Source organism: Citrobacter sp. Cf118, from assembly GCF_030334095.1.
Taxonomy (GTDB): domain Bacteria; phylum Pseudomonadota; class Gammaproteobacteria; order Enterobacterales; family Enterobacteriaceae; genus Citrobacter; species Citrobacter freundii.
In genome coordinates this window covers 90,281-114,190 of the sequence record NZ_JAOWES010000083.1, presented here as the reverse complement: position 1 = coordinate 114,190, position 23,910 = coordinate 90,281, and the positions used below count along the sequence as shown (strand labels likewise).

Below are 23,910 nucleotides of genomic sequence, written 5' to 3'. Positions count from 1 at the left end.
GTTATTAAATATTGCCGCGGCATTATACAGAGCGTAACCGATTGCATCCACACTTTTTTGCAAAAAAACCTTGCGCTCCTCTGTGAGCATGTTACTTTCGACTGAATAACCTGCTGATTTAGAATTTGATCCCGCTCACATGTTATCCTCTCAGACCACCTCAATTTTTACCGTAAGCCGCCTGAATCAGACGGTTCGTTTGCTGCTTGAGCAGGAAATGGGGCAAGTGTGGATCAGCGGTGAAATCTCCAATTTCACTCAGCCGTCCTCGGGTCATTGGTACTTCACGCTCAAAGATGACACCGCTCAGGTTCGCTGCGCGATGTTTCGCAACAGCAACCGCCGGGTAACGTTCCGCCCGCAGCACGGGCAACAGGTGCTGGTGCGCGCCAACATTACATTGTATGAGCCGCGTGGGGACTACCAGATAATTGTTGAGAGCATGCAGCCTGCGGGTGAAGGTCTGTTGCAACAGAAGTATGAGCAACTGAAGGCCAAACTACAGGCTGAAGGGCTGTTCGATCAGCAGTTCAAAAAAACGCTGCCCTCACCGGCCCACTGCATCGGGGTGATCACCTCGAAAACCGGGGCAGCGCTACACGATATTCTCCACGTGCTGAAGCGTCGTGACCCTTCCCTGCCCGTTATTATCTATCCAACCGCTGTCCAGGGCGACGATGCGCCGGGGCAGATTGTGCGCGCTATTGAGCTGGCAAACGCCCGCGGCGAGTGTGACGTATTAATCGTCGGGCGCGGCGGCGGCTCGCTGGAAGATTTGTGGAGCTTTAACGACGAGCGCGTAGCACGGGCGATATTTGCCAGCCGTATTCCGGTGGTGAGTGCCGTCGGCCATGAAACCGATGTGACCATTGCCGATTTTGTCGGCGACCTGCGCGCGCCAACGCCGTCGGCGGCCGCAGAAATTGTCAGCCGCAATCAGCTCGAACTGCTGCGTCAAATTCAGCATGGTCAGCAACGTCTGGAAATGGCGATGGATTACTATCTCGCCAACCGAACTCGCCGATTTACCCAGCTTAATCACCGCTTGCAACAGCAGCATCCGCAGCTGCGTCTGGCCCGCCAGCAGACCGTGCTGGAACGACTGCGTCAGAGAATGAACTTCGCACTTGAGAATAAAATTAAACAGGCCAATCAGCGTCAGCAGCGCATGCTGCAGCGGCTGAACCAGCAGAATCCGCAGCCGCGCATTCATCGCGCGCAGTCACGGGTGCAGCAACTGGAATATCGACTGGCGGAAAATATCCGCGCGCGGCTAAGCGAGCAGCGCGAGCGTTTCGGCAACGCGGTCACGCATCTGGAAGCCGTCAGCCCGCTGGCAACGTTAGCGCGCGGCTATAGCGTCACGACAACAATCGATGGCGCAGTGCTAAAGAAAACCAAACAGGCCAGACCCGGCGACCTGCTCACCACCCGACTGAACGACGGCTGGGTGGAAAGCGAGATAAAAACGGTAACGGCTGCCGGGAAAAAGCGCCAGCCAAAAGCTAAGTAGCCCGCTGCCGCTTGCCTATTCGCATCTATCGCGGGGGAGATACCGTCATCATCGCAGCGGAAGCGTGCGGGTTCGCCAGGCAAACCAGTGCCTGATTATCGCTTGCCGTTTTCGTTGCATTCACATAGCCGCTGGTAAGATCGATGGTCTGGTAATTCTTGCCCACTCGGTCGGAAACCCACCAGGAAAAAGTAGAGCGATCGATCGGCCAGCCAAACCGTTCCCCTATCTGACCGCCAGGGTAGTCACTATACAGCTTTTGCAACTCACTCAATGTCGGCTGATAGTTTTCGGGGCAATCCGATTTACTCGCCATCCCCGCACCGTTATGGTTAAACAGCGCCCAGGTTTCATCACCTATAACGATAGGACCAAAGGTGTTATCATGTAACGGTGCCTCCCTGTCCAGCTGTGGTCGCTTAAAGACTACGCCATCACTGCTGGTCACCGTTTCCGGCATATGCCCCCAGTATTTAGCCTTGTCGCTATCCGGGCTGGTCACTACGGTAAAGATCACGTTAAGCGAAGAGGTCAAATTAGGGTAATCATCCATCTTCGCCGTGATAGCTGTTTTCAGCCCCATCGCAGTGTCCTGACGCAGGCTAAATGTCGCTTTACCGTCCGTCCCCGTTACGCCATGATAGGCATCAAAATAATCATCCAGTAGCACCGTTGTCGCCACTGGTGTCAGTTCCTGCAAAGAAAGATCGTCCGTCACGCCGCCGTTCCCGGTGGTTTTCGCTTCCCCCAGGCGAGACAGACCTTGACTACGCGAAATCGTAAATGCCGCATTCGCAGACGGATTGCCGCTGCTGTCTATCATGGTGACGGTGAGCGGGATCTCTTCGCCTTTTTTGACTTTCACCGCATCGCTTACCGTATCGAGGGCAATACTGGAAGTCAGTTCAATCGTCGCAGGTACCGGCGAATGCGGGTCGACCAGGCAAACCTGCGCCCCTGTATTACTCGCAGAACTGCTTGACGATACGTTCCCCACATCCAGCCGCATAGACTGATAGTTCCCGGTATTCGCCGCGCGATCTACCGCAAACCAGTACCATTTTTCATTCACCGGCCAACCATAACGTTCAAACAACGCTCCGCTGGGATTATCTGCATACAATGTTTGCAGATCGCTTAATAAAGGCTGATATGCCTCGCCACAGTTGGACTTCCCTGCCGTCAGCGTGGTGGATTGATTCCAGTTCGGCCAGCGTTCATTGCCGCTGTTGACGCTGAAAGCGTAACCCGACGTCTCCGCTGCCAGATACGGGCGATGGAATGTAACGCCAGCGCTGTTCGTCACCGTTTCCGGCATATGGCCCCACATGGCGGCCTTATCGCTGTCCGGGCTGGTGAGAACGGAAAAGATCACGTTTTTACTCACCGTGGCTAAACTGTCTCCCTCCACCGTGGCGGTTACCGTCGTTTTCAGGCCGCTCGAATTGTCCTGCGCTAACGTCAATTGCGCTTTACCATCAGCATCCGTCATTCCATACCATTTCGACGAACCGGAATTGAAACTCGTCGCACTCCCCTCAGGCGTAACGGGCGTCAAAGTCATGTAAGCCGGGTTGTTTGATATCACCGTACTGGCGCGCGTGGTCGATGAAGAACGCCCCAGCACCACCACGGTATTGGCCTGTGGGATGCCGGCAGCATTTTTTACGCTAACCGTTAGCGGTAACGTTTCGCCTTTCTTACCCATAAAGCTTGCGTACGCCTCATTCCATGGCGTGGAAGAGTCAAGCGTAATGACATACTCACGTTTTGCCGTCAGACACAGCTGCGTTACGTTGGTCGGGGACGAAGATGTCGTTGTTTTCATGACACCATTACGAAAATTAATGTATTGATATAATGACGTTTGCCCGCTTAGCGTCTTATCACCCGCCCACCACCCATATGAGGCGATCATCGGAAGACCGTAATCAGCGGTTAATGCGCCATCTGGGTGATCGTTATACAGCGACGTTAAATCGGCCGCCGTCGGCATTTGGCTCATCGTGCAGGCCCCGCGTCCGCTATTCACATTTTTCACCGTGTACCACATTTCATTGTTTTGTATGACCGACTCCGTATCCGTGGTTGAATTCAGCTCATACCTCAACCTTGGGCGCATAAATTCCGCGCCGTTGCTGGCGGTGAAAGTCTCCGGCATATGCCCCCACATCTGGGCTTTACTGCTGTCTGGACTGGTGAGTACGGTAAACACTGTCGACAGCGACGAGGTTGCCGCTGGGGTTTTATACAAGCTGGCGTTCAACACCGTTTTCAACCCCGGCCCAGTATCTTCACCTACATCAAGAGACAGCGTGCCGTCCGGGCCGGTGACCCCATAATAGGTGCCGTTATAAAGCCAGGTCTGTGGTGCCTGTCCGGTCAGCACCAGCTCCATGGTTGGTATGGTCCAGGAAGTAAGCGCACTGCTGCCGCGTATCGAACCTCGGTCTCGCGTCAGGGTAAACGCAGCGTTCCCTACCGGGTTACCGGCAGCATCCGTGGTTGTGATCGTTAACGGCACTCTTTCACCCGTCTTCACTTTCACCGCTTGTGCAGTTTCGTCTATTGCCACCGTCGAGGTCAGCGCGATCGTCGTGGCCTGTGCAGCCCCCGTACTCGTACAAATCTGGTACTGCATGGCGCTGGTATCCGTCGCCGACACCGAATGACGACTGCCATCATCCAGATCAACGACATAAAAATCGATGGGCGCTTCAGAAGAAAACTTACTCACATAGCTGCCACTCCAGTAGGAGTAGTCTATCGGCCAGCCCTGTGCCGTCTTGATGCTTCTGTCCGGGTACTGGCGATAAAGCGCGTCCAGAGCGTCGATGGCAGGGTAATACCCGGCCGCGCACATCTCTGCATTGTTCTTGCGGCCATCAGGGCCGTAAAAACGGGACCACGCCTCGTTATCTTCCGTATAGCTCATCACATTGAGGGTATTACTCAGCTCCGCGTACAGCAGCGGCCGGTGGTAGCTCGTACCGTCTGCCGCCGTCAGCGTGTCCGTCATATGCCCCCACAGCGTCGCCTTGTCCGAGTCGGGGCTGGTGACCACCGTAAAGATGGTGTCGAGACTGGCACTCACGCTGGCATTGCCGTACAGCGCCGCCGTTATCGCCACTTTAGTGCCGTGCGTATCCGGGCGGGTCACATTGACGATTTTGCTGCCGTCCACGCCCGTCAGGCCGCCGATTTTCGTCGCCGTATCGTTAACAGATTCGCCGTCAATGACCACCGGCGACACAATACCATCACCGCTGCCAGCGGCATGTTTAACATTCTGTCGGGTAAAACCATCACCACGGCTCATGACAAAAGGTGCTTGCGGCACAGGGTTTCCATTGGCGTCTTTCACCGTGACCTTCAGTTGTAGCGTCTCGCCTTTCTTCACTCTTACCGCATGTACGCTATTAACGTTGTTGTCATACTACTGCGACGCATCCACCGGTTCAATGGTGATGGACGCCGCCGCCGGGTTATCGCTGGTCAGGCAACTGACGTAATCCGAAACATCGCCCCCCGCCGTCACCTCACCACCCAACAACGATATCTGCTGCCAGCTGGACTGGCTGGCGTACGTGACGGACCAGTAGTCAAGCCCCACAGGCCATCCGGCAACCGTATGTATCTCTCCGCCATTGTTGGCATTGTACAAAGTGGTAAGCTGGTCGATACGCGGCAGACGATTAAGTGCACATCCCCCGGCTGCGGTATTTCCCAGCGCATCGGCATGTGTGAGGCGAGCCCAGGTTTCATTCGCTTCATCCTGGGTTCGGGTTGCCCCTGACTCTGCCGCCAGTTTCGGGCGTTCAAACGTGAGATTATCCACTGTTACGGCGTCCGCCATATGCCCCCACATATGGGCTTTTGGCGTATCCGGGCTTGTCGGAACGGTAAACTTCACGCTACGCGAGATAGGCGAGTTCAGCAGTGAATCAATCGGTACTACGCTTAGCGGTGTGATTAACCCCACGCCGCGTGGCTGCTCAAGAATAATTTGCGCGTCACCGTTTGCATCCGTCATCCCCTCATACGTCATTGAAGATGTACCCGCGCCATAGGCAACGCTGTCAAACAGCAATTCCCCCTGGCTTGGGTCAGTAAAGCCGGTGGTCATCCCGCTGCGATTTTTGCCGAGCCCCATGGTGACTGAAAACTTCACATTCGCTATCGTTGCTCCGTTCAACGCATTTTGTGAATGGACGTTCATTTTTATTTGCTCGCCAACTTTGGCGACGGGCAGGCGTAACGAGACATCGTCATTGAAATAGACGCTCAGTTGAGCAACCATTTCATTGGCTGAACAGGTCAGATAATGGGCCACTCCGCCGATACCTTTACTGCCATCGCCCAGATTGAAATACGCCATCTGCATGGCATCATCGGCCATATAAGCATCAGACGCCGTCGGCCAGCCGTGTTCTGTCAGGATTTTATTATCAGGATGTGCACTGTAGAGCGTTTCAAGAGAACCCGTATCAGGTACCTGCCCTGCGCCGCACTGCGCGGTGGCGGAGATCAACGCGTCGAAGGTGGCCCACTCTTCGTTGTTTTCAGTTTGCTGACCGGTTTTATGACTGGTTTCTGACGCCAGCAGCGGGCGCTTATAGAGGTTACCGGACTCCACGATGCCCCGCGCCATATGACCATACATCCTGGCGCTGTCGACGTCCGGGCTGGTTATCACCGTAAAAATCACGTTAAACGGCAATGTGACGCTTGCGCCTTCGTCATCCATCATCACGATACGGATCGGTGTTTCCACCCCCATCCCGCTGTCGTGACTGAATGACAGATGCACCTGCCCGTTCGCGTCCGTTACCCCGGTATAGTGTTCCGGGGACGATGCACGCATATCATCACTACGGACAACGACCCGCAGATTATCCCACTCATCTTTATGCTCCCCTTTACGGTTAGAGGCGGGGTCGACAAACAGTTCAAGATAACGATAAGGCAACGGTTTATTGGTATTCCGGTCAACCACGCTGGCTATCACATCCATCGTCTCGCCGACTTCCGCCTTGTATGGCGCATCGGGAGAAAGCGTGATTTGTGGATACGCTAAAGGCAGCGCTTTATCCACGCAGCTCACCAGTAAAGCCGTACTGTTGCTTTCTCGTATCACCGCCCCGCTCCCCATACTGGTGGCGTAGTGATAAATATCGAGCTGATCTTTCGTGGACGACCAGTAGGTATCAATTGGCCAACCGGGATAGGCCGCCGCGGTGCTGTGGGCGGCCCGCAGCGCCACCAGCTGTTCGGCATCCGGCAAAATGGCACAGTGGTTATCCGCGCTATCCCAGGTCAACTGCGCCCAGCTTTCATTGTTGGCAGCAAAAGTAGCACTAGTGCCACTGGTTTCTGCCGCCAGTTTTGGACGCGTGAAGGTATAGGTGACGCCATCGACGTTTGCCGTAGCGCTTTCTTCCATATGCCCCCACATCGCCGCTTTGTCGCTGTCCGGGCTGGTCAGGGTGGTGAAAATAACATCGAGGCTGTCTTTTAGCGCCGTATTGTTTGCCTGCATCACCGTCAGGGTAGTTTTTACGCCAGGGCCGTTTGCCTGGGTGACGGTTACTGTCGCTTTGCCGTCAGCGCCCGTAACACCGTGGTATTCCGTCGCCGTGGTGGTCAGTTCCGTATCACCAACGTGTACCGGTGCATTATTGTTGACGATGTTCTGGCGGTTAAGCGCATCGCTGCGGGTAATAATAAATGCGGTATTGCCCACCACGTTACCGGCGCAATCGCGGGTGGTAACGGTCAGCGTGATACTTTCCCCTGCTTTGACCTTGGCTGCTTTTAACGTGTCGTCCATCGGCACGGCGCTGAGTGACAGTGGCTCGCCCACGGCGGCAGCTACGTCAATCGCCACTTTTTGTTCGGTTAAAGCAACCGTATTGCTGTTCGGTGTTCCCGTCGACGTAATGAGGTAAAGCGCGGGTAGCGCACTGCTATCTTCCAGCTGCGGCCAGACCACGTAATGCCCGCCGGCCATATTCTGCGCACAGAACGTTTTATTGGCGACCGGCTGCGGGTTAAGCGGTTCATCCGGTGTGGCCGCATCTGCCCAGACTAAACTGATAGCGGGCGCCTGTTCGCTTTCCCAGCGCAGCGGGGGTATGGCGAACAGATCGCCCTCGGTATCGAGCGGATTAGCCAGCTGCAGTGCGCTGGCTGAATCGTCAATGCTGAAGTCGCGGGGCATCGCGCTGAAGGCCACAGCGTGCGCTTCACCGGGAGAGAGCACAACGCTGCCCTGATAAACCGGAACGAACGCGCTGTCCGCCGTCGGCGGGGTGCCGTTTATCGCATCCGTAGCTGTGCGCAGCTCCTGCCATGCCCCACTTTTTAGTGCAGAAAGTACCGGCACTGCACCCATTAACAGAGCTAACGCCAGTAAAGAGCGATTAACTTTATTCACCTGCCAGATCCCCCATCCTTGAGCAGTCACTACCCATTTATTCTGTGTTCGCGTTTCAACACACTTTGCTTAACCCCGAGCTAAACAAAGGGCGCGGAAAAACCGCTCCCCAAGGAAGCGGTCTTGCACGGTTTTATTTACGTTGGTAGTCGATAGACAAGCCATATCCCTGGACGCCATCGTTGCCGAGGGTAACGCCATCGGCATTATCGAAGGCAGCCTTCGCTTCGGCGTTGGTAAGCGGAATAACCAGATCGCTGTTGTTGTAGGTAGCGTTGACAATCCCGCCAGCAGCGCCCAGCTGCAGGCTGGTACCGGTGAATTTCCAGCGGTAGTTATACTTGCTGGTAACATCCTCGCCGGCATCATAAGTACCGTTGGCGTTCGTATCTTTCCACAGCAACACTTTATAGGTGGTGTTGGTTTTAAGTTTGGTGCTCGTGCCCAACAGATTGGTTGTTGTACCCGCTTCGTAAATGACAACGTGGACATTTTCATCGACCACCGGACCTTCCGGAATGTCATCGTCGTCAGAACCACCGCCTGCATTGGTCGACAGATCGTTTAGCAGCAATTCTGTGGCAACATTCGGATCGCCGGTAGTTGTGGTAGGCGTGATTTTAATACCGATGTAGCGATCGGCATCCGCAGCCTGAATTTCATAGGTGTCGCTGCCTTTTGTACCTATCTCTTGTGCATCGCCGCCATTCTGATCGCTATAGCTCATCCACTGCACAGTCGCTTTGGTCGCCGTGTTATCCGCATCCAGGTCACCTTCCGTATCGCCGATAGCCCAGTTGACCGTCACTTTGTCGCCCGCGTGAAACTGCCGGTCACCTTCAGTTGCCACGGTTCGACTACCACGGTCAATCGTCACCGTGACATGTGCTTTATCCGTTTCCGCCGTTTTATCTGCAGCCCGTGTAATCCACGGGATAGTCCCTTGAATAGTACCGGTACTTTCTGTCGCGCTTTGCCACTGACCGGCTTTCAGATTCCCATTAGCCGCGACTGCAGGCACAGCACAATACCCTGCCACAGCCAACGCCAGTGCGACCTTCGTCAGCTGCCGTTTTAATACTAATTGCATCAAGACTCTCCTTTTTCTTCAACATTCAGCGACTGGCTGGTCAGCCACTACGCTGACACTATTTCTGGCTATACACCACGCGTATGCCATAGCCCTGAATACCATCCTGCTCATGAGCAGCGAATTTTTGCGCAGCCTCTCTATTTGTTGCTGGCAACACCAGATCTTCATTGCGGGTATTGGCTTGTGCTCCGGTATTTCCCGTCACGCTTTGCCCGGTAAATTCCCATTGATAGTCATAAAGCGCCATTTCATCTTCTGTCAGTTGTTCTGACATCTGGAAAACGCCGTCTTTATTGGCATCTCGCCACAGTACAAATCGATAGGTATTATTGACGACAGGATGCCTATCTTGTTTGCCGCTCAAATTAACGGGAGAAGATGTGTTCATTTGATAAATGAGCGCATTCAACGCATCAAGCGCATCACCGGTAAACGTCACGTCAACATAGTTACTGTCGCCGTAGGCGTCTTCCTTCGCTTTCCAGCGAAACGTACCAGGAAGCGTACTGGAGAGCGTGACGGTTCCCGCCTTTTTGTCACGGCTGGCAATGAAGACGCAGGGCAATTCGGCGGTACAAGTGGTGGAGGAAAGCGACACCTTTTTGTCATTGCTGTCATAGAGTTCAGGCGTCATAGCCTCATCCACCAGCGCTTTACCGTTACGATCGGTCGTATCCCCAAATGAATCGGTCAGCACCAGGTCCATCACAACACCATCGACGCCATCCGCCAAAGCGCTGGCCTCATGGCTATGATCGGTACGATCGGCGTCGGCGACGTTATCGACAATCAATTCGATTTTACGATCCTGCTGGACGGTAATTTCCACAGCACCCGAGTTTTGCTTATTCCCCTTTTCATCTTCCAGGGTCATGCGCACTTTCCAGGTATTTAACTCTGTACGCTGTGCTTCTGTATCCGCATTGACCCACGCAGGGAGGACCAGATTCCAGCGATTATTATTCCCTTCAGTGAGGGCATCAGCTTTTACCACTGGCATAACTAATGTGCGATTGGCATTATTTTTTGCCTGCCAGGAGGCGGAGATGATTTTGTAGTGATGAGAGAAAAGCGCATTGATCGTCCACTTACATTTCTCCAGTCCCACCGCAGACTCAGGCGTGTCTTCAATTACGCATTCAGGATGGACATTGGTCGCATCGGCTTTGAGCCATAACGCAACATCAAGGGGATCCTTTTCACGGTATTCAAGAACGATAAAATTATTACGCTCGACAAAATCGGTTCGACTGCCCATTAAAGAGCGCTGAATTTTTACGTTTTCCGGATCAAGTTGAGCCGCCAGGGGCGTACCTAACTGATAAGTGACGGTTGCGTTGATGCTAAGGTCGGCGTTTTCTCCAGTGCCGGCTTTGTAATCTGCACCCAACGTGACCATTGGCACAGGCATGTAATTGAGACCAACAGTTACCGCATGGGGATTTTTTTGTAAATTGTCGGTGCCAAATAACGCCACTTCATCGCCATAGTACTGCTCGTAGACTAATTTCCCACCGATCTGTGGATAAAATGACAGCCAGCTTTCCGCCCGAATATCCCATCCCCGGGCGGGGCGCTCTTCATAAAACTCGAAATCCTCAGACTCCTTCCAGTCAGAAAGTGGATGGTAATAGTTGCCAGAGAGCTTCAGATAATCTGTCCATGCCTCAGTGCCCAAACCTAAGCGACGGTGCCCACGGGTAAAATCGTAGTCATAAAAAGCGTTGCCGCCGAGTAACCAATCCCCCACATTTTGACGCAAGCCAAAACCGATATTTCCAATGGTCCTGTCCTCTTTACGCTGCGCGGAGATTTGGCTAAAAATCAATGAATATTGGTTGTCGTATAAGGGAACAAAATAGTCGAGAGAGCTACCATCAAGATCGCCCCCTTCGCCAACAGATAAACTGGTCCGTACTTTTCCGTACGGTGACATTAACCCTTCTATATACGATTGCGTGGAGGAGGTAATTTGATTTTGCAAATAGCTTTGCGCCTGCGATTTCAACGCGTCAGGCGTCAGGTTTTCAAAGCCTTGTGTCGCAGAGTTAATAAAATAGTCGGCACCTTTCTCTTTAATGGATTGTTCTTCGTTATTATGCTGTTCTTTTTGTACCGACTCACTGCCGAGATCGGGCAACGTAGACTCGCTTATGTTATTGGTTGCTGCAGGCGCAACAATATTGTCCCCGGCAATAACTGCGCCAGAAACGAATAGCACAAGCAAGATAACAAAGCGCGCCCTTCGGGCCATAACATGTTCCTGTATTAACAAAGTTGCTGTACAACAGGAACATTATATTTATGATTCACCCTAATGAATGCCTTTATAACCTAAATATAATCCTAAAAAATCAGCTAGATTATCAAAGCAAGATGAAATATTTGTAATAATAATGATTAAAGCTGATTAGCATTCATAATAAATATTAATCAGCAAAAGTTATTCATAATGTAATTTATATTATGACATTATATTCAACGCGTTTCTTCGAAATAAGGCCATGGCCGTTCTGACAGAAATAATCCACCGCTCCGCAGGCTTTTAATACTTGCAGTGGCAGATGGCATTCCGGACAACGCGCTTCCAGTTGAATATCTTTGTGACAATTTTCGCAGTGCGCCACACCATTTTGCGGCTCCAGCTCTGCATGACAATCCGGGCAGGTAATCGACATATCGTGTCCTTATACAGAAAATGTATTGCTGATTTTATTTTAACACCATGCGCTTAATGTGGCCCACGTAACTGCTGCTGCAATGTTAACAGGCACTCCACTTCTTCCAGCCTGCGCTGTGTCGTTTGTCTCACCTCCTGCGGACAACGTTCAAACAAACTTTGCGCTCCCAGAATTTGCTCAGCGAGACAATGGGCGTAAATCGTATCGGTAATGCTCCAGCGTTGTACCGCCTCGCCGTCAATCACTTCCAGTACATCTTCTGTACCGCGTCGGTCATGGCTGATAATACGTCCGTCACGCAGATAAAGCCGTAGACCTTTTTGCCCACCAGTTGGCCCCGCATATTTGTTGAGCCAGATATCCAGTGGAATGCCGCTAATCTGCCCCTGAAGATGCGCCTCGCCTTCTGCCGTGGTCAGATCACTCTGGGAGATATCACGTCCCAGACGGTCTTTAGCACTCACTAACCGCAGCACCATCTCATTATTCCCTCCCAGATACCGTACCGTTTCCCGCAACATTGCTAACACGTGCGTACCGATATCCAGAATCACGCCATCCGGGTGGCGAAGTTCACGCGTGTCCGGTTCACCGGTGGCAAAGTTAAGTGCTATTGGCTCCCCTGCGGCGTTAACTCCACTTGGCTCCTGCAAAAAACCTTCGATTTTCACAATCTCGGCAAAAGTGCTGACCAACCCTCGTTTCACCGTTTCGATGCGCGCCATCCAGTGGTCGAGTGCCAGTACACGATCGGCAGCGCCTGGTTGAGCCAGCAGCATTTTCAGTTTTTCAATTTGGGAGAGCGTGGCGACAATAGGTTTTTCAACCACGATACGTGCGATGGGAGAGGCCAGGGCTTGTTCAAGCACCTCAAGGTGATGCAAGGATGCGGTCGTGATGAACAGGGTATCAAGAGGCTGAGTAAGCAGCTCTTCGAGCGACGTACAACGCGTCACGCCTGCTGGCTGTTTTGTGGGTTGAACATCAAACCCCACACAGCGTAATGAATCACCGAAGAGGCTACGTAATGCGGGCAAGTATGCCGTTTCAACGACTGCGCCCAGCCCAACAAACCCTAACAGCATGTTCTCACCTCAAAAGTTGAATTACCGGGGCATAACGTCTGCCCCGGCATCATCGAGGTGCTATCAGGCGCTAGTTGCCGGTTTAGTCTGTGTATTCTCCAGCATGCGACGAATCGGAACAATGAGAACGATCAGTATCGCGGCGCAGATAAGCAGCGCAATCGAGCAGCGCGCGAAGAGATCTGGCAGCATATCAAGCTGGTCGGCCTTCACATGACCACCAATCAGACCCGCGGCCAGGTTACCCAGCGCACTGGCGCAGAACCACAGACCCATCATCTGTCCACGCATTCTTTCCGGTGCCAACAGCGTCATGGTCGCCAGACCAATTGGGCTCAGACACAGCTCGCCGAGCGTAAGCATCAGGATACTGCCTACCAGCCAGAATGGAGAAACACCCGCGCCGCCATTTGCCAGCACGTCTTGCGCCGCCAGCATCATCACGCCAAAGCCCGCCGCTGCGCAGAGAATGCCGATGACAAACTTGGTGATACTGCTTGGGCGAATATTCATGCTCGCCAGTTTTGGCCACGCCCAGCTGAATACCGGGGCCAGCAGAATGATGAACAAAGCGTTAATCGACTGGAACCATACTGCCGGGATTTCAAAATCGCCGATCATACGGTTAGTGTAGTCGTTGGCGAACAGGTTGAACGAGGTAGGTTTCTGCTCAAAGGCTGACCAGAAGAACGCAGCGGACACCAGCAGGATAAAGCAAACCAGCAGCCTGGCGCGTTCTTTACGGTTCAGCCCCGCAAAGACGAACAGATAGATAAAGTAAAGCGCAACTGACGCGGCAATTACGTACACCAGCATGCTGGCAACCGCGACCGGGTTAATCACAATCACTCCCTGCGCAATCAGGGTAACAACAATTGCTACACCAACTGCCAGCGCCAGCAGCCACGCGCCCACACCATTACGTTTCACAACCGGGCTGTTCCAGGTCGAGTCCAGGCCCACTTCGCTATCGTAGCGTTTCATCGCCGGAACGGCAAAGATACGGAAGATGAGCAACGCCACCAACATTCCGATACCACCGATACCGAAACCCCAGTGCCAGCCGTGAGTTTTAATCAGCCAACCGGAGATCAATGGCGCGATGAAGGAACCCAGGTTGATACCCATGTAGAACAGCGAGAAACCGCCGTCACGGCGCGCATCGCCTTTTTTATACAGCGTACCCACCATCACCGAGATACAGGTTTTGAACAGGCCAGAACCGAGCACAATGAACATCAGGCCAATAAAAAACAGGTTGTCACCCATGATGGCCGAGAGTGCAATCGACAGGTGACCAAGTGCTATCAGGATGGAGCCATACCATACCGCTTTTTGTTGACCAAGCCAGTTATCCGCCAGCCAGCCACCTGGCAGCGCAGCAAGATACATGGTACCGGCAAAGATACCGACAATCGCCGAGGCATTTTCACGCGCCAGTCCCATGCCGCCGTCATAAACGGTAGCCGCCATAAACAGGATCAGTAACGGACGAATGCCATAAAACGAAAAACGCTCCCACATCTCAGTAAAGAACAATGAGCCGAGCGGATAAGGATGACCGAAGAAAGTTCGGCTTTCTTTTTGATTAACAGAGGATTGCATAATTCTCCCGAAAGTTATGTCGTCGTGCGTGTAAACACCGCGATGTACGCCGACCAGTTACGTAGCTGGTCGATTTTTTACATGCGGCGAAGATTTATTTAACCATTTGATAACCTGGCAGTAGTTTTGTCTAGTACCAACTGGGGGACTTTAAGATGAAAACTCGACAATTGTCTACTTTCTTAGATTTATACTTGGTAAAAAACGAATAGTGATTGACATTGCACGGGCTGAGGTTGGCGTTGGAATAACGAAAAAAAACCCGCGACAAGCGCGGGTTTTCATCTGCATCAGCAACGATTACTTGCTTTTTTTAATGTGTTTAATCAAACGCTTACGTTTACGCATCTGAGTCGGAGTCAGCGTATTGCGTTTGTTGGCAAACGGGTTTTCCCCTTCTTTGAACTGAATACGGATCGGCGTCCCCATTACGTCCAGAGATTTGCGGAAATAGTTCATCAGATAACGCTTGTAGGAATCCGGCAGGTCTTTGACCTGGTTGCCGTGAATCACCACGATTGGCGGGTTATAACCGCCCGCGTGGGCGTATTTCAGCTTCACACGACGACCACGCACCAGTGGCGGCTGATGATCTTCTACTGCCATGGTCATAATGCGCGTCAGCATCGCGGTGCTCACGCGACGGGTGGAGCTGTCATAAGCTTCACGGACCGATTCAAACAGATTACCCACACCGCTGCCGTGCAGCGCAGAGATAAAGTGTACGCGTGCAAAATCAATAAAGCCCAGACGGAAGTCCAGCGTCTCTTTGACCTGCTCTTTTACTTCCTGCGTCAGACCATCCCACTTGTTCACAACGATAACAAGTGAGCGCCCACTGTTGAGGATAAAGCCCAGCAACGACAGGTCCTGATCGGAAATCCCTTCGCGCGCGTCAATCACCAGCATCACCACGTTGGCATCTTCAATCGCCTGCAGCGTTTTGATAACTGAGAATTTTTCTACCGCTTCGGTAATTTTGCCGCGCTTACGCACGCCCGCGGTATCGATAAGCACATATTCGCGCTCATCGCGCTGCATCGGAATATAGATACTGTCACGCGTGGTCCCCGGCATGTCGTAAACCACCACACGATCTTCGCCAAGAATACGGTTAGTAAGTGTGGACTTACCTACGTTCGGGCGACCCACGATCGCCAGTTTGATCGGCAAATCCTGCGGATTGAAATCATCTTCAGGCTCTTCTTCGCCATTTTCTTTGGCTTCCAGCTGCGCCCAGTATTCCGCGTCTTCGTCCACTTCTTCCTGCGGAGCAACGTCATCCATCCACGGCAGCAGAACATGCTCCAGCAGGCTGAGAACTCCACGACCATGGGACGCCGCGATCGGATAAATTTCACCCAGACCCAGAGAGTAGAAATCAACAACCGCCTGGTCAGGATCGAGTCCGTCAGTTTTGTTGGCTACCAGGAACGTCGGTTTCTGGCGCGAGCGCAGATGTTTCGCAATAGCTGCATCCGCTGGCATCAGGCCAGCACGCGCGTCCACCATGAACAGTACAACGTCCGCTTCTTCGATAGCCAACAGCGACTGTTCCGCCATACGGGTTTCAACACCGTCTTCGGTGCCATCAATACCGCCGGTATCAATACAGATAAACTCGCGGCCTTCAATTTCCGCACGACCGTACTTACGGTCACGAGTCAGACCCGGGAAATCCGCAACCAGCGCATCTCGGGTGCGAGTTAGACGGTTAAATAACGTGGATTTGCCAACGTTAGGGCGCCCGACAAGCGCGACCACAGGTACCATGTTTAAAGCCTCATTTAAAAAATCATCAGACAACGGGCACATTTTTGCTCCGTTGTTAAAAACAGTAAAACGGCCCCTGCACCAGGAGCCGTTTTTCAAAGCGAGCGGCCGCGACGATTAACGCGTAATAGAGTACAGCGTACCGTCTTTCGCCTGGATCAGCAGTTTACCATCAGCAGAGACCGGCTCGGTCAGGAAACCTGAGCTGTCAACTTTCTGCTGGGCAACAAAACGGCCATCGTCAACGTTAATCCAGTGCAGGTAGCCTTCGCTATCACCGACGACCAGATTGCCGTTATACAATACCGGGGACGTCAGCAGACGGTGCAGCAGATCGCTTTGCGTCCACAGCGTCACGCCGCCATCGGTGGTCAGTGCCAGCACGCGGTCATTCTGGTCAACCAGGTAGATACGGTTACCGTCGACGATGAAATCATTCACCGAGCCCAGTTCGCGTTTCCACATGATCTGACCACTGCGCAGATCCAACGCCGTCAGGTTACCATTATAAGCCAGCGCGTAAACAACGCCATTGACGATAACCGGCGTGGTATCAACGTCGCTCAGACGATCGATTTCCGTTGGGCCTGTCGCCTGAGAGATACGCTGCTGCCAAATCATCTGGCCCTGTTGCATCAGCACGGCGCTTACGCGACCGTTATCACCGCCAACAATAGCTGCGCCAAAGGCGGTTGCCGGAGCGGATTCGCCACGCAGAGACAGAGAAGGCATGTCGAGGTTAACGGTCCATTTGATGGCGCCGTCGGCTTCGTTTAAGGCCTGCAACTGACCGTTGCTGGTGTGGATCAATACCACGCCATCGCTCACAACAGGACGAGACAGCGCTTCACCAGCGACTTTCGTCTGCCATGCGGTAGTACCGTCACTGGTGTTCAGCGCATAAACCTGTGCTTTTTCACTGCCGATATAAACATGACCGCCGGACACGGTGACACCGCCAGAAAGCTGTGCAGATGCACGGGAGAACCAGCCGTCTTTCTCTCCCAGATTCACAGACCAGACTTCTTTGCCGTCGCCTGCGTTCAACGCTTTCACTACACCGGCGCGAGAGGCAGCATAGACAACGTTATCCGCCAGCGCAGGATGAAGATTGGAATAGAAATCACCAATACCGTTTCCTACAGAGGTGCTCCATTCCGTAGACGGAGTAAACTGGTTTTCAACCACCGGTAATGGGGACATCTTAACGACATCTTCTTCGCCACTAAACAGTGAACAGCCGCTCAATAGGGTAACGGAAAGCAGCCCTGGCAGAAGTAATTTACGCAATTGCATCGGGTCCCTCTCAGATGGACAAATTATTGATTTTCATCTGCATCATTTCGCTCAGAGCAGGAGAGGCATCGCTTTTCACACCCGCTTCCCATGCGCTACGCGCACCTTGTTTGTCGCCTTTACTCAGCAACGCTTCACCACGCAGATCGGCAACAATGGCCGCCCACCCTTCACCTTTAATGGTTTCGAGTGTTTTCAGCGCGGTATCAGCCTGTTTAAGCTGAACCTGAACACGAGCCAGACGCAGGTTGATCACTGCTTTGAGATTTTCATCGCTGGTCGCAGCCAAGCCTTGTTGCAGCTGGCTTGCGGCTTTCTCAAGTTCATTTTGGTCAACAAACTGCTGCGCCAGTTCCAGTGAAGCCAGCGCGCCATAGGTATTTTTATTCTCTGCAGCAAATTTCTCAGCGGCAGGAATGCTGTCCGGTTTACCCGCGCTAACCGCAGTCACCGTATTTTGATACGCCAGAGAAGCAGAGCGTGCGGACTCCGTCTGATGGCTGGTCCAGTAACGCCAACCAACCAGCGCGCCAACCCCTAAAATGATCCCAACAGCCAGCGCCTTGCCGTTTTCAGCAAAGAAGCGTTTTACCGCATCAACCTGGTCGTGTTCGTTCTCGTAAATTTCCACGCTGTCCTTCTCCTTAGCCCAGTAAAGTGCGCAAATGCGCGGCAACGCTATCCTGCGCTACTGCCGTTTGCTCACCAGAGCGCAAATCCTTCACTACAACAGTACCGTCAGCCACTTCGGACTCGCCCAGTACCAGTGCAACGCGGGCGCCCCACTTATCGGCACGGGCAAACTGTTTCTTAAAGTTGCCGCCACCGTGGTTTGTCATCAGTTTCACACCAGGAACTTCATCGCGCAGACGTTCTGCAAGCGTCATTGCTGCCGACTGCGTGTCCGCCCCTGAAGCGACCAGGTATATATCGACAACAGGATCTGCGTTAAATTCCGGATTAACTGCCTGAACTAACAAAACAAGTCGTTCCAGACCCATAGCAAAGCCCACGGCAGGCGTTGCACGACCGCCAAGTTGCTCTACCAGACCGTCGTAACGACCACCGGCACACACGGTACCCTGAGAGCCCAGGCTGCTGGTGACCCACTCAAATACGGTGCGGTTGTAGTAATCAAGACCACGAACCAGACGCTGATTGACGGTGTAGGCAATGCCTGCGGACTCCAGCAGTTTGCACAAACCCGCGAAGTGCTCGCGCGAGTCGTCATCCAGATAGTCGCCCAGTGCAGGCGCGTCGTTGAGCAGCGCCTGTACTTCCGGGTTTTTGGAGTCGAGAACGCGCAGCGGGTTGGTGTACATACGGCGCTTGCAGTCTTCGTCCAGTTTCTCTTTGTGCAGTTCCAGGTAGGCAACCAGCGCATCACGGTAGTTAGCGCGGGCTTCAAGCGAACCGATTGAGTTCAGCTCCAGGCTGACATGCTGAGAAATACCCAGCGCGCGCCACCAGCGAGCGGTCAGCATAATCAGTTCCGCATCGATGTCCGGGCCTTGCAGGCCAAACACTTCGACACCCAACTGATGGAATTGACGATAGCGTCCTTTCTGCGGACGTTCGTGGCGGAACATCGGCCCGATATACCACATACGCTGTTCCTGATTGTACAGGAGACCATGTTCGATGCCGGCGCGTACGCAGCCCGCAGTCCCTTCAGGACGCAACGTCAGACTGTCGCCATTACGGTCCTCAAAGGTATACATCTCTTTTTCAACCACGTCGGTGACTTCACCGATCGCGCGTTTGAATAACGGGGTCTGCTCTACAATCGGCAAGCGGATTTCACTGTAACCGTAGCTGCCGAGCACGTTTTTAAGAGTGCCTTCAATGCGCTGCCAGATGGCGGTTTCGCCAGGCAGATAATCGTTCATGCCGCGAATGGCTTGAATGTTTTTTGCCACGTTTATTCTCTTTATGAATATAAAAATGAACCCTCAGCGCTAACCCGAACAATGCGGGCGCCATGCGGGTTCAATCATACACGGGAAGCATGCCGCTTCCCATCACGTTGTTATTTTTCAAGCTGCTGCACGTCGATACGACGCGCTTCGTCCAGAATACTTGCTTTGGCACGAATGCGGGCTTCAAGCTGCGTAATCATGTCGTCGTTATCGAGTCTGTCCTTACGCACGCCGTCTTCATACAGGCCGCTTTTCTTGTTACCACCCGTCACGCCCAGCGTAGAAACCAGCGCTTCACCAGGGCCGTTTACTACGCAGCCGATGATCGAAACGTCCATTGGCGTAATGATATCCTCCAGGCGTTGCTCCAGCGCGTTAACCGTACCGATAACGTCAAACTCCTGACGCGAACAGGTTGGGCAAGCGATGAAGTTGATCCCGCGCGCGCGAATGCGCAACGATTTCAGGATATCGAATCCAACTTTGATCTCTTCCACCGGATCGGCCGCCAGAGAAACACGCAGCGTATCGCCGATCCCTTCAGATAACAGCAGGCCAAGGCCGATCGCGGACTTCACCGAACCACTACGCAGGCCACCAGCTTCGGTGATCCCCAGATGCAGCGGTTGATCGATCTGTTTCGCCAGCAGGCGATAGGATTCTACGGCGAGGAAAACGTCAGACGCTTTAACACTAACTTTGAATTGATCGAAGTTCAGACGATCGAGGTGATCCACGTGGCGCATAGCGGATTCCAGCAGCGCCTGAGGCGTCGGTTCACCGTATTTTTCCTGCAGATCTTTCTCCAGCGATCCGGCGTTGACGCCGATACGGATAGGAATATTTTTATCACGAGCGCAATCCACCACCATGCGAATACGCTCTTCACTGCCGATATTACCTGGGTTAATACGCAGGCAATCAACGCCGTATTCCGCCACCTTCAGTGCGATACGATAGTCGAAGTGTATATCGGCAACCAGCGGGACGTTAACCTGCTGTTTGATAAGCTTGAACGCTTCTGCGGCATCCATTGTCGGTACAGAGACACGAACAATGTCAGCGCCTACGCGTTCCAGCGCTTTAATCTGATTAACCGTCGCTTCCACGTCCGTGGTACGCGTATTAGTCATAGACTGTACGGCGATGGGCGCACCATCGCCGATCGGCACGTTCCCAACGTAAATGCGTGTCGATTTTCTACGTTGAATTGGAGCCTGGTTATGCATTAAAAAATCTCCCGCATTGCCGTCTGTTACTGAGCCGGTGATTGTTCGGCATTAACGGTCAGACGCGCAACCTGGTTAGTTCTGATAAAACGACTCAGATCGACAGGTTTACCCTGGAACTGAATCTGCACTGCCGCCGGAGCACCAATCTTCAGTTTGTACGGTGCCTGACCGGTCAAATTCAGATTGCCATCTTTACGCTGCATCCCGCTGAACAGTTTTTTACCGGTCGCATCGGTGACTTCCAGCCAGCAATCGGCGGTAAAGTTCATCACCAGCGCGTTAGGATCGGCTGCAGGTGTAGTCACACCTGCCTGATCGGTCGGCAGCGGTGCCGCGGTAGCTGGCGCTGCGGTTGCAGTATCGACGTTAGCCTGAGAAGGGGCAACGACGGCGTTTTGTTGCGCATCAGCAGCCGGGGCCTGAGCCGCTGCGGTATCTTGTTGCACTGGCGCTGAATCCGTTACCGCGCCATTTTCAGCAGCCGACGTGGTATCCGGGCTTGCTGCAGCGCTGGTATCTAACGGTACATTCTGCGCACCCTCTTTACCGGCATTCAACTCAGCGGAGGATTGATCGGCCATGGTGGTGATCTCTTCCTGCTGCGCTTTATGGTTCTGCCACCACCAGGCCCCAGTCAGTCCGACAACGACAAACAGTACCAGCCAGGTAAAGGTCATTAACCAGCCGTCGCGTTTCTTACGACGCTTACCGAGCGAGAAGCTCTGCATCGGTGCGACTTTGGCAGGACGAATCGGAGCCTGTTTTTCCAGCCCTGGCAACAGTTCTTCTTCAGGAATATGCACCAGACGCGCATAAGAACGGATATACCCGCGCAGGAATGTTGAAGCGAGATCGGCTGGCGCCTTATCTTCTTCAATATCGCGTACCGTGGAGACCTTCAGGCAAAGTCGCTCCGCGACTGCCTGCTGGCTGAATCCGAGTTGTTCACGGGCATTGCGCAGACGAATGCCGGTGGATAGTGTTTCATTTTTGTCGTGCGTGGCTTCAGTATTCATTCGCTACAGCTGCGTAATATTTGGGTTCTGATGCCGGCGAGCCACAATGCTCACCCACACCGCGAAACATCTGGTCAGTTAACCTTCGTCAGACAGTATAAAACGGTCAGACTATCAATGACAAAACGGCGTAAACCTGAGGGCTAAACACTTGTTACGCCGTTACATACTGCCTTAAAGTCGACAAAAACGCACCGTTATTATTGACCTGACGACGACAACAAAAAACCTCATATGGCTTACGTTGCACTACGGTACAAGAATTATACCGTAGTGCGCCAACATCAAACGGTCTTAATGTCGATAGCGTCGCCCTGCATACGCTTACGCAAAGTACGCTTGGTACGGTCGATAACGTCGCCCGCCAACTGACCACAGGCTGCATCGATGTCATCGCCACGTGTTTTACGCACAATGGTGGTGAAACCATAGCTCATCAACACTTTGGAGAAACGATCGATACGGCTGTTAGAACTACGGCCATACGGCGCGCCCGGGAACGGGTTCCACGGGATCAGGTTGATCTTACACGGCGTATCTTTCAGCAGTTCTGCCAGCTGATGCGCGTGTTCAGTGCCATCATTGATGTGATCTAACATCACATACTCAATGGTCACACGGCCCTGGTTAGCGTTGGATTTCTCCAGATAACGACGAACCGCGCCAAGGAATGTTTCGATATTGTACTTTTTGTTGATCGGTACAATTTCGTCACGAATTTCATCGTTCGGCGCATGCAGAGAAATCGCCAGCGCGACGTCAATCATTTCACCCAGCTTATCCAGCGCAGGGACAACGCCCGAGGTGGAGAGCGTGACGCGACGCTTGGACAACCCAAAACCGAAGTCATCCAGCATGATTTCCATCGCCGGCACCACGTTGGTCAGGTTGAGCAGCGGCTCACCCATCCCCATCATCACCACGTTGGTGATAGGACGCACGCCCGTTGCTTTGACCGCGCCGACGATTTTCGCCGCGCGCCAGACCTGACCAATGATCTCCGATACCCGCAGGTTACGGTTAAAGCCCTGTTGCGCCGTAGAGCAGAATTTACACTCTAATGCGCAACCGACCTGTGAAGAAACACACAGGGTCGCACGATCGTCTTCAGGGATATACACCGTTTCAACGCGCTGATCGCCAACCGCGATAGCCCATTTGATCGTACCGTCAGAAGAACGCTGCTCTTCCACCACTTCCGGGGCGCGAATTTCAGCCACTTCTTTCAGCTTGTTACGCAGCACCTTATTGATGTCAGTCATGTCATCAAAGTTGTCGCTGCAATAGTGGTACATCCACTTCATGACCTGATCGGCACGAAACGGTTTTTCGCCCATCTCTTTGAAGAATTCGCGCATTTGCTGACGGTTCAGATCCAGCAGGTTAATTTTTCCATTTTTATTTGGAACCGCAGGAATGACGACTTCAGAGGTGTTAACTAATTCAGACATAATTTTTTCCGGCCTCGTTGTTACACGTTGTGGCCCGTGGAGGGTTAAAAAGAAACGCCCCGGCAAGCGATCTGCTCTTCCGGGGCGTTGCATTGTACAAAGTCTGGCGCAGGGATGCCACGTTTGCACGAAGCATTAGCGAAAATAATATGTAAATCGCTAATTCATCTCCAAAGGATTTCGCGTCGCAGGAAGGCGGCAAGTTCAAGCATCCCCGGGAGCATAGAAAACTATGTGACCGGGGTAAACGAATGCAGCCAACGCATCTGCGACGTGAAAGACGCGGGAGATTAGCGAGTGCGCGGGCAAACCTCACCTTCACCAAAGAAATAGGCGATTTCGCGCGCCGCTGACTCAACGGAGTCGGAACCGTGAGTACCGTTCTCGGTGAAGCTGTCAGCATAGTCTGCACGCAGAGTACCGGCCAGCGCATTCGCCGGGTTGGTTGCGCCCAGCAGATCGCGATGACGCTGTACGGCATTTTCGCTTTCCAGAACAGAAACAACGATCGGACCGGAGGTCATGAATTCAACCAGACCGTCAAAGAACGGTTTGCCATCGTGCTCAGCATAGAAACCACGCGCCTGCTCAACGGTCAGGTGCAGCATTTTAGTCCCGACGATTTTGAACCCTGCTGCTTCAAAGCGCGCAAAGATGCTCCCAATAACGTTTTTTGCCACCGCGTTTGGTTTGATGATGGAAAAAGTACGTTCAATAGCCATGATAACCTCTGTAATGTGTTCTGTTGTTGTCTATATAGATGTACGACCTGGCGCGGATTATAAAGAGCATCCCGGCAATTGACTATTG

At 53.0% G+C, this 23,910-nt stretch carries 14 protein-coding genes and 1 pseudogene; 1 reads left to right on the top strand and 14 read right to left on the bottom strand.

Annotated elements, in window-relative coordinates; translation table 11 throughout:
- The first annotated feature begins 139 nt into the window (after window positions 1–139).
- Window positions 140–1,513 (top strand): exodeoxyribonuclease VII large subunit, encoded by a 1,374-nt coding sequence (gene xseA / locus OGX67_RS10980; RefSeq protein WP_257651545.1) that lies wholly within the window; start codon window positions 140–142, stop codon window positions 1,511–1,513.
- 25 nt (window positions 1,514–1,538) lie between these two features.
- Here the strand turns inward: xseA and OGX67_RS26960 are convergent.
- The 14 genes and pseudogenes from OGX67_RS26960 to ndk all read right to left on the bottom strand — a co-directional run bounded on the left by OGX67_RS26960 (window position 1,539) and on the right by ndk (window position 23,822).
- Window positions 1,539–7,949: pseudogene (locus OGX67_RS26960) on the bottom strand (adhesion domain-containing protein).
- Window positions 7,950–8,082: 133 nt separating this feature from the next.
- The gene (locus OGX67_RS10965; RefSeq protein WP_032949773.1) at window positions 8,083–9,039 is read right to left on the bottom strand and encodes a SinI family autotransporter-associated protein; all 957 of its coding nucleotides are present in this window, start codon (window positions 9,037–9,039) and stop codon (window positions 8,083–8,085) included.
- Between the two features lie 58 nt (window positions 9,040–9,097).
- A complete protein-coding gene (sinH, locus tag OGX67_RS10960; RefSeq protein WP_204583369.1) occupies window positions 9,098–11,296 on the bottom strand; it encodes an intimin-like inverse autotransporter SinH in 2,199 nt (732 codons plus the stop codon).
- Window positions 11,297–11,501: 205 nt separating this feature from the next.
- Entirely contained in the window at window positions 11,502–11,720 is a 219-nt protein-coding gene (locus tag OGX67_RS10955) for a zinc ribbon domain-containing protein (protein ID WP_071697602.1), read from the bottom strand.
- Between the two features lie 53 nt (window positions 11,721–11,773).
- Window positions 11,774–12,808, bottom strand: coding sequence for a Gfo/Idh/MocA family oxidoreductase (locus OGX67_RS10950; RefSeq protein ID WP_257651547.1), 1,035 nt, complete (start codon window positions 12,806–12,808; stop codon window positions 11,774–11,776).
- Window positions 12,809–12,871: 63 nt separating this feature from the next.
- Window positions 12,872–14,413 (bottom strand): peptide MFS transporter, encoded by a 1,542-nt coding sequence (locus OGX67_RS10945; protein ID WP_257651548.1) that lies wholly within the window; start codon window positions 14,411–14,413, stop codon window positions 12,872–12,874.
- 300 nt (window positions 14,414–14,713) lie between these two features.
- Entirely contained in the window at window positions 14,714–16,186 is a 1,473-nt protein-coding gene (der, locus tag OGX67_RS10940; RefSeq protein ID WP_003037733.1) for a ribosome biogenesis GTPase Der, read from the bottom strand.
- A gap of 117 nt (window positions 16,187–16,303) precedes the next feature.
- On the bottom strand, window positions 16,304–17,482 hold the full coding sequence (gene bamB / locus OGX67_RS10935) for an outer membrane protein assembly factor BamB (protein WP_003037730.1): 1,179 nt from the start codon (window positions 17,480–17,482) through the stop codon (window positions 16,304–16,306).
- A 10-nt stretch (window positions 17,483–17,492) separates the two neighbouring features.
- Window positions 17,493–18,113 (bottom strand): YfgM family protein, encoded by a 621-nt coding sequence (locus tag OGX67_RS10930; RefSeq protein ID WP_003037727.1) that lies wholly within the window; start codon window positions 18,111–18,113, stop codon window positions 17,493–17,495.
- Between the two features lie 13 nt (window positions 18,114–18,126).
- Entirely contained in the window at window positions 18,127–19,401 is a 1,275-nt protein-coding gene (hisS, locus tag OGX67_RS10925) for a histidine--tRNA ligase (RefSeq protein ID WP_257651549.1), read from the bottom strand.
- Between the two features lie 110 nt (window positions 19,402–19,511).
- On the bottom strand, window positions 19,512–20,630 hold the full coding sequence (gene ispG / locus OGX67_RS10920; protein WP_003037720.1) for a flavodoxin-dependent (E)-4-hydroxy-3-methylbut-2-enyl-diphosphate synthase: 1,119 nt from the start codon (window positions 20,628–20,630) through the stop codon (window positions 19,512–19,514).
- Window positions 20,631–20,656: 26 nt separating this feature from the next.
- A complete protein-coding gene (gene rodZ, locus OGX67_RS10915) occupies window positions 20,657–21,649 on the bottom strand; it encodes a cytoskeleton protein RodZ (RefSeq protein ID WP_032937882.1) in 993 nt (330 codons plus the stop codon).
- A 284-nt stretch (window positions 21,650–21,933) separates the two neighbouring features.
- Window positions 21,934–23,100: a dual-specificity RNA methyltransferase RlmN gene (rlmN, locus tag OGX67_RS10910; protein WP_257651550.1), complete on the bottom strand. Its 1,167-nt coding sequence runs from the start codon at window positions 23,098–23,100 to the stop codon at window positions 21,934–21,936.
- A gap of 290 nt (window positions 23,101–23,390) precedes the next feature.
- Entirely contained in the window at window positions 23,391–23,822 is a 432-nt protein-coding gene (gene ndk / locus OGX67_RS10905; RefSeq protein ID WP_003037710.1) for a nucleoside-diphosphate kinase, read from the bottom strand.
- Window positions 23,823–23,910: the final 88 nt, after the last annotated feature.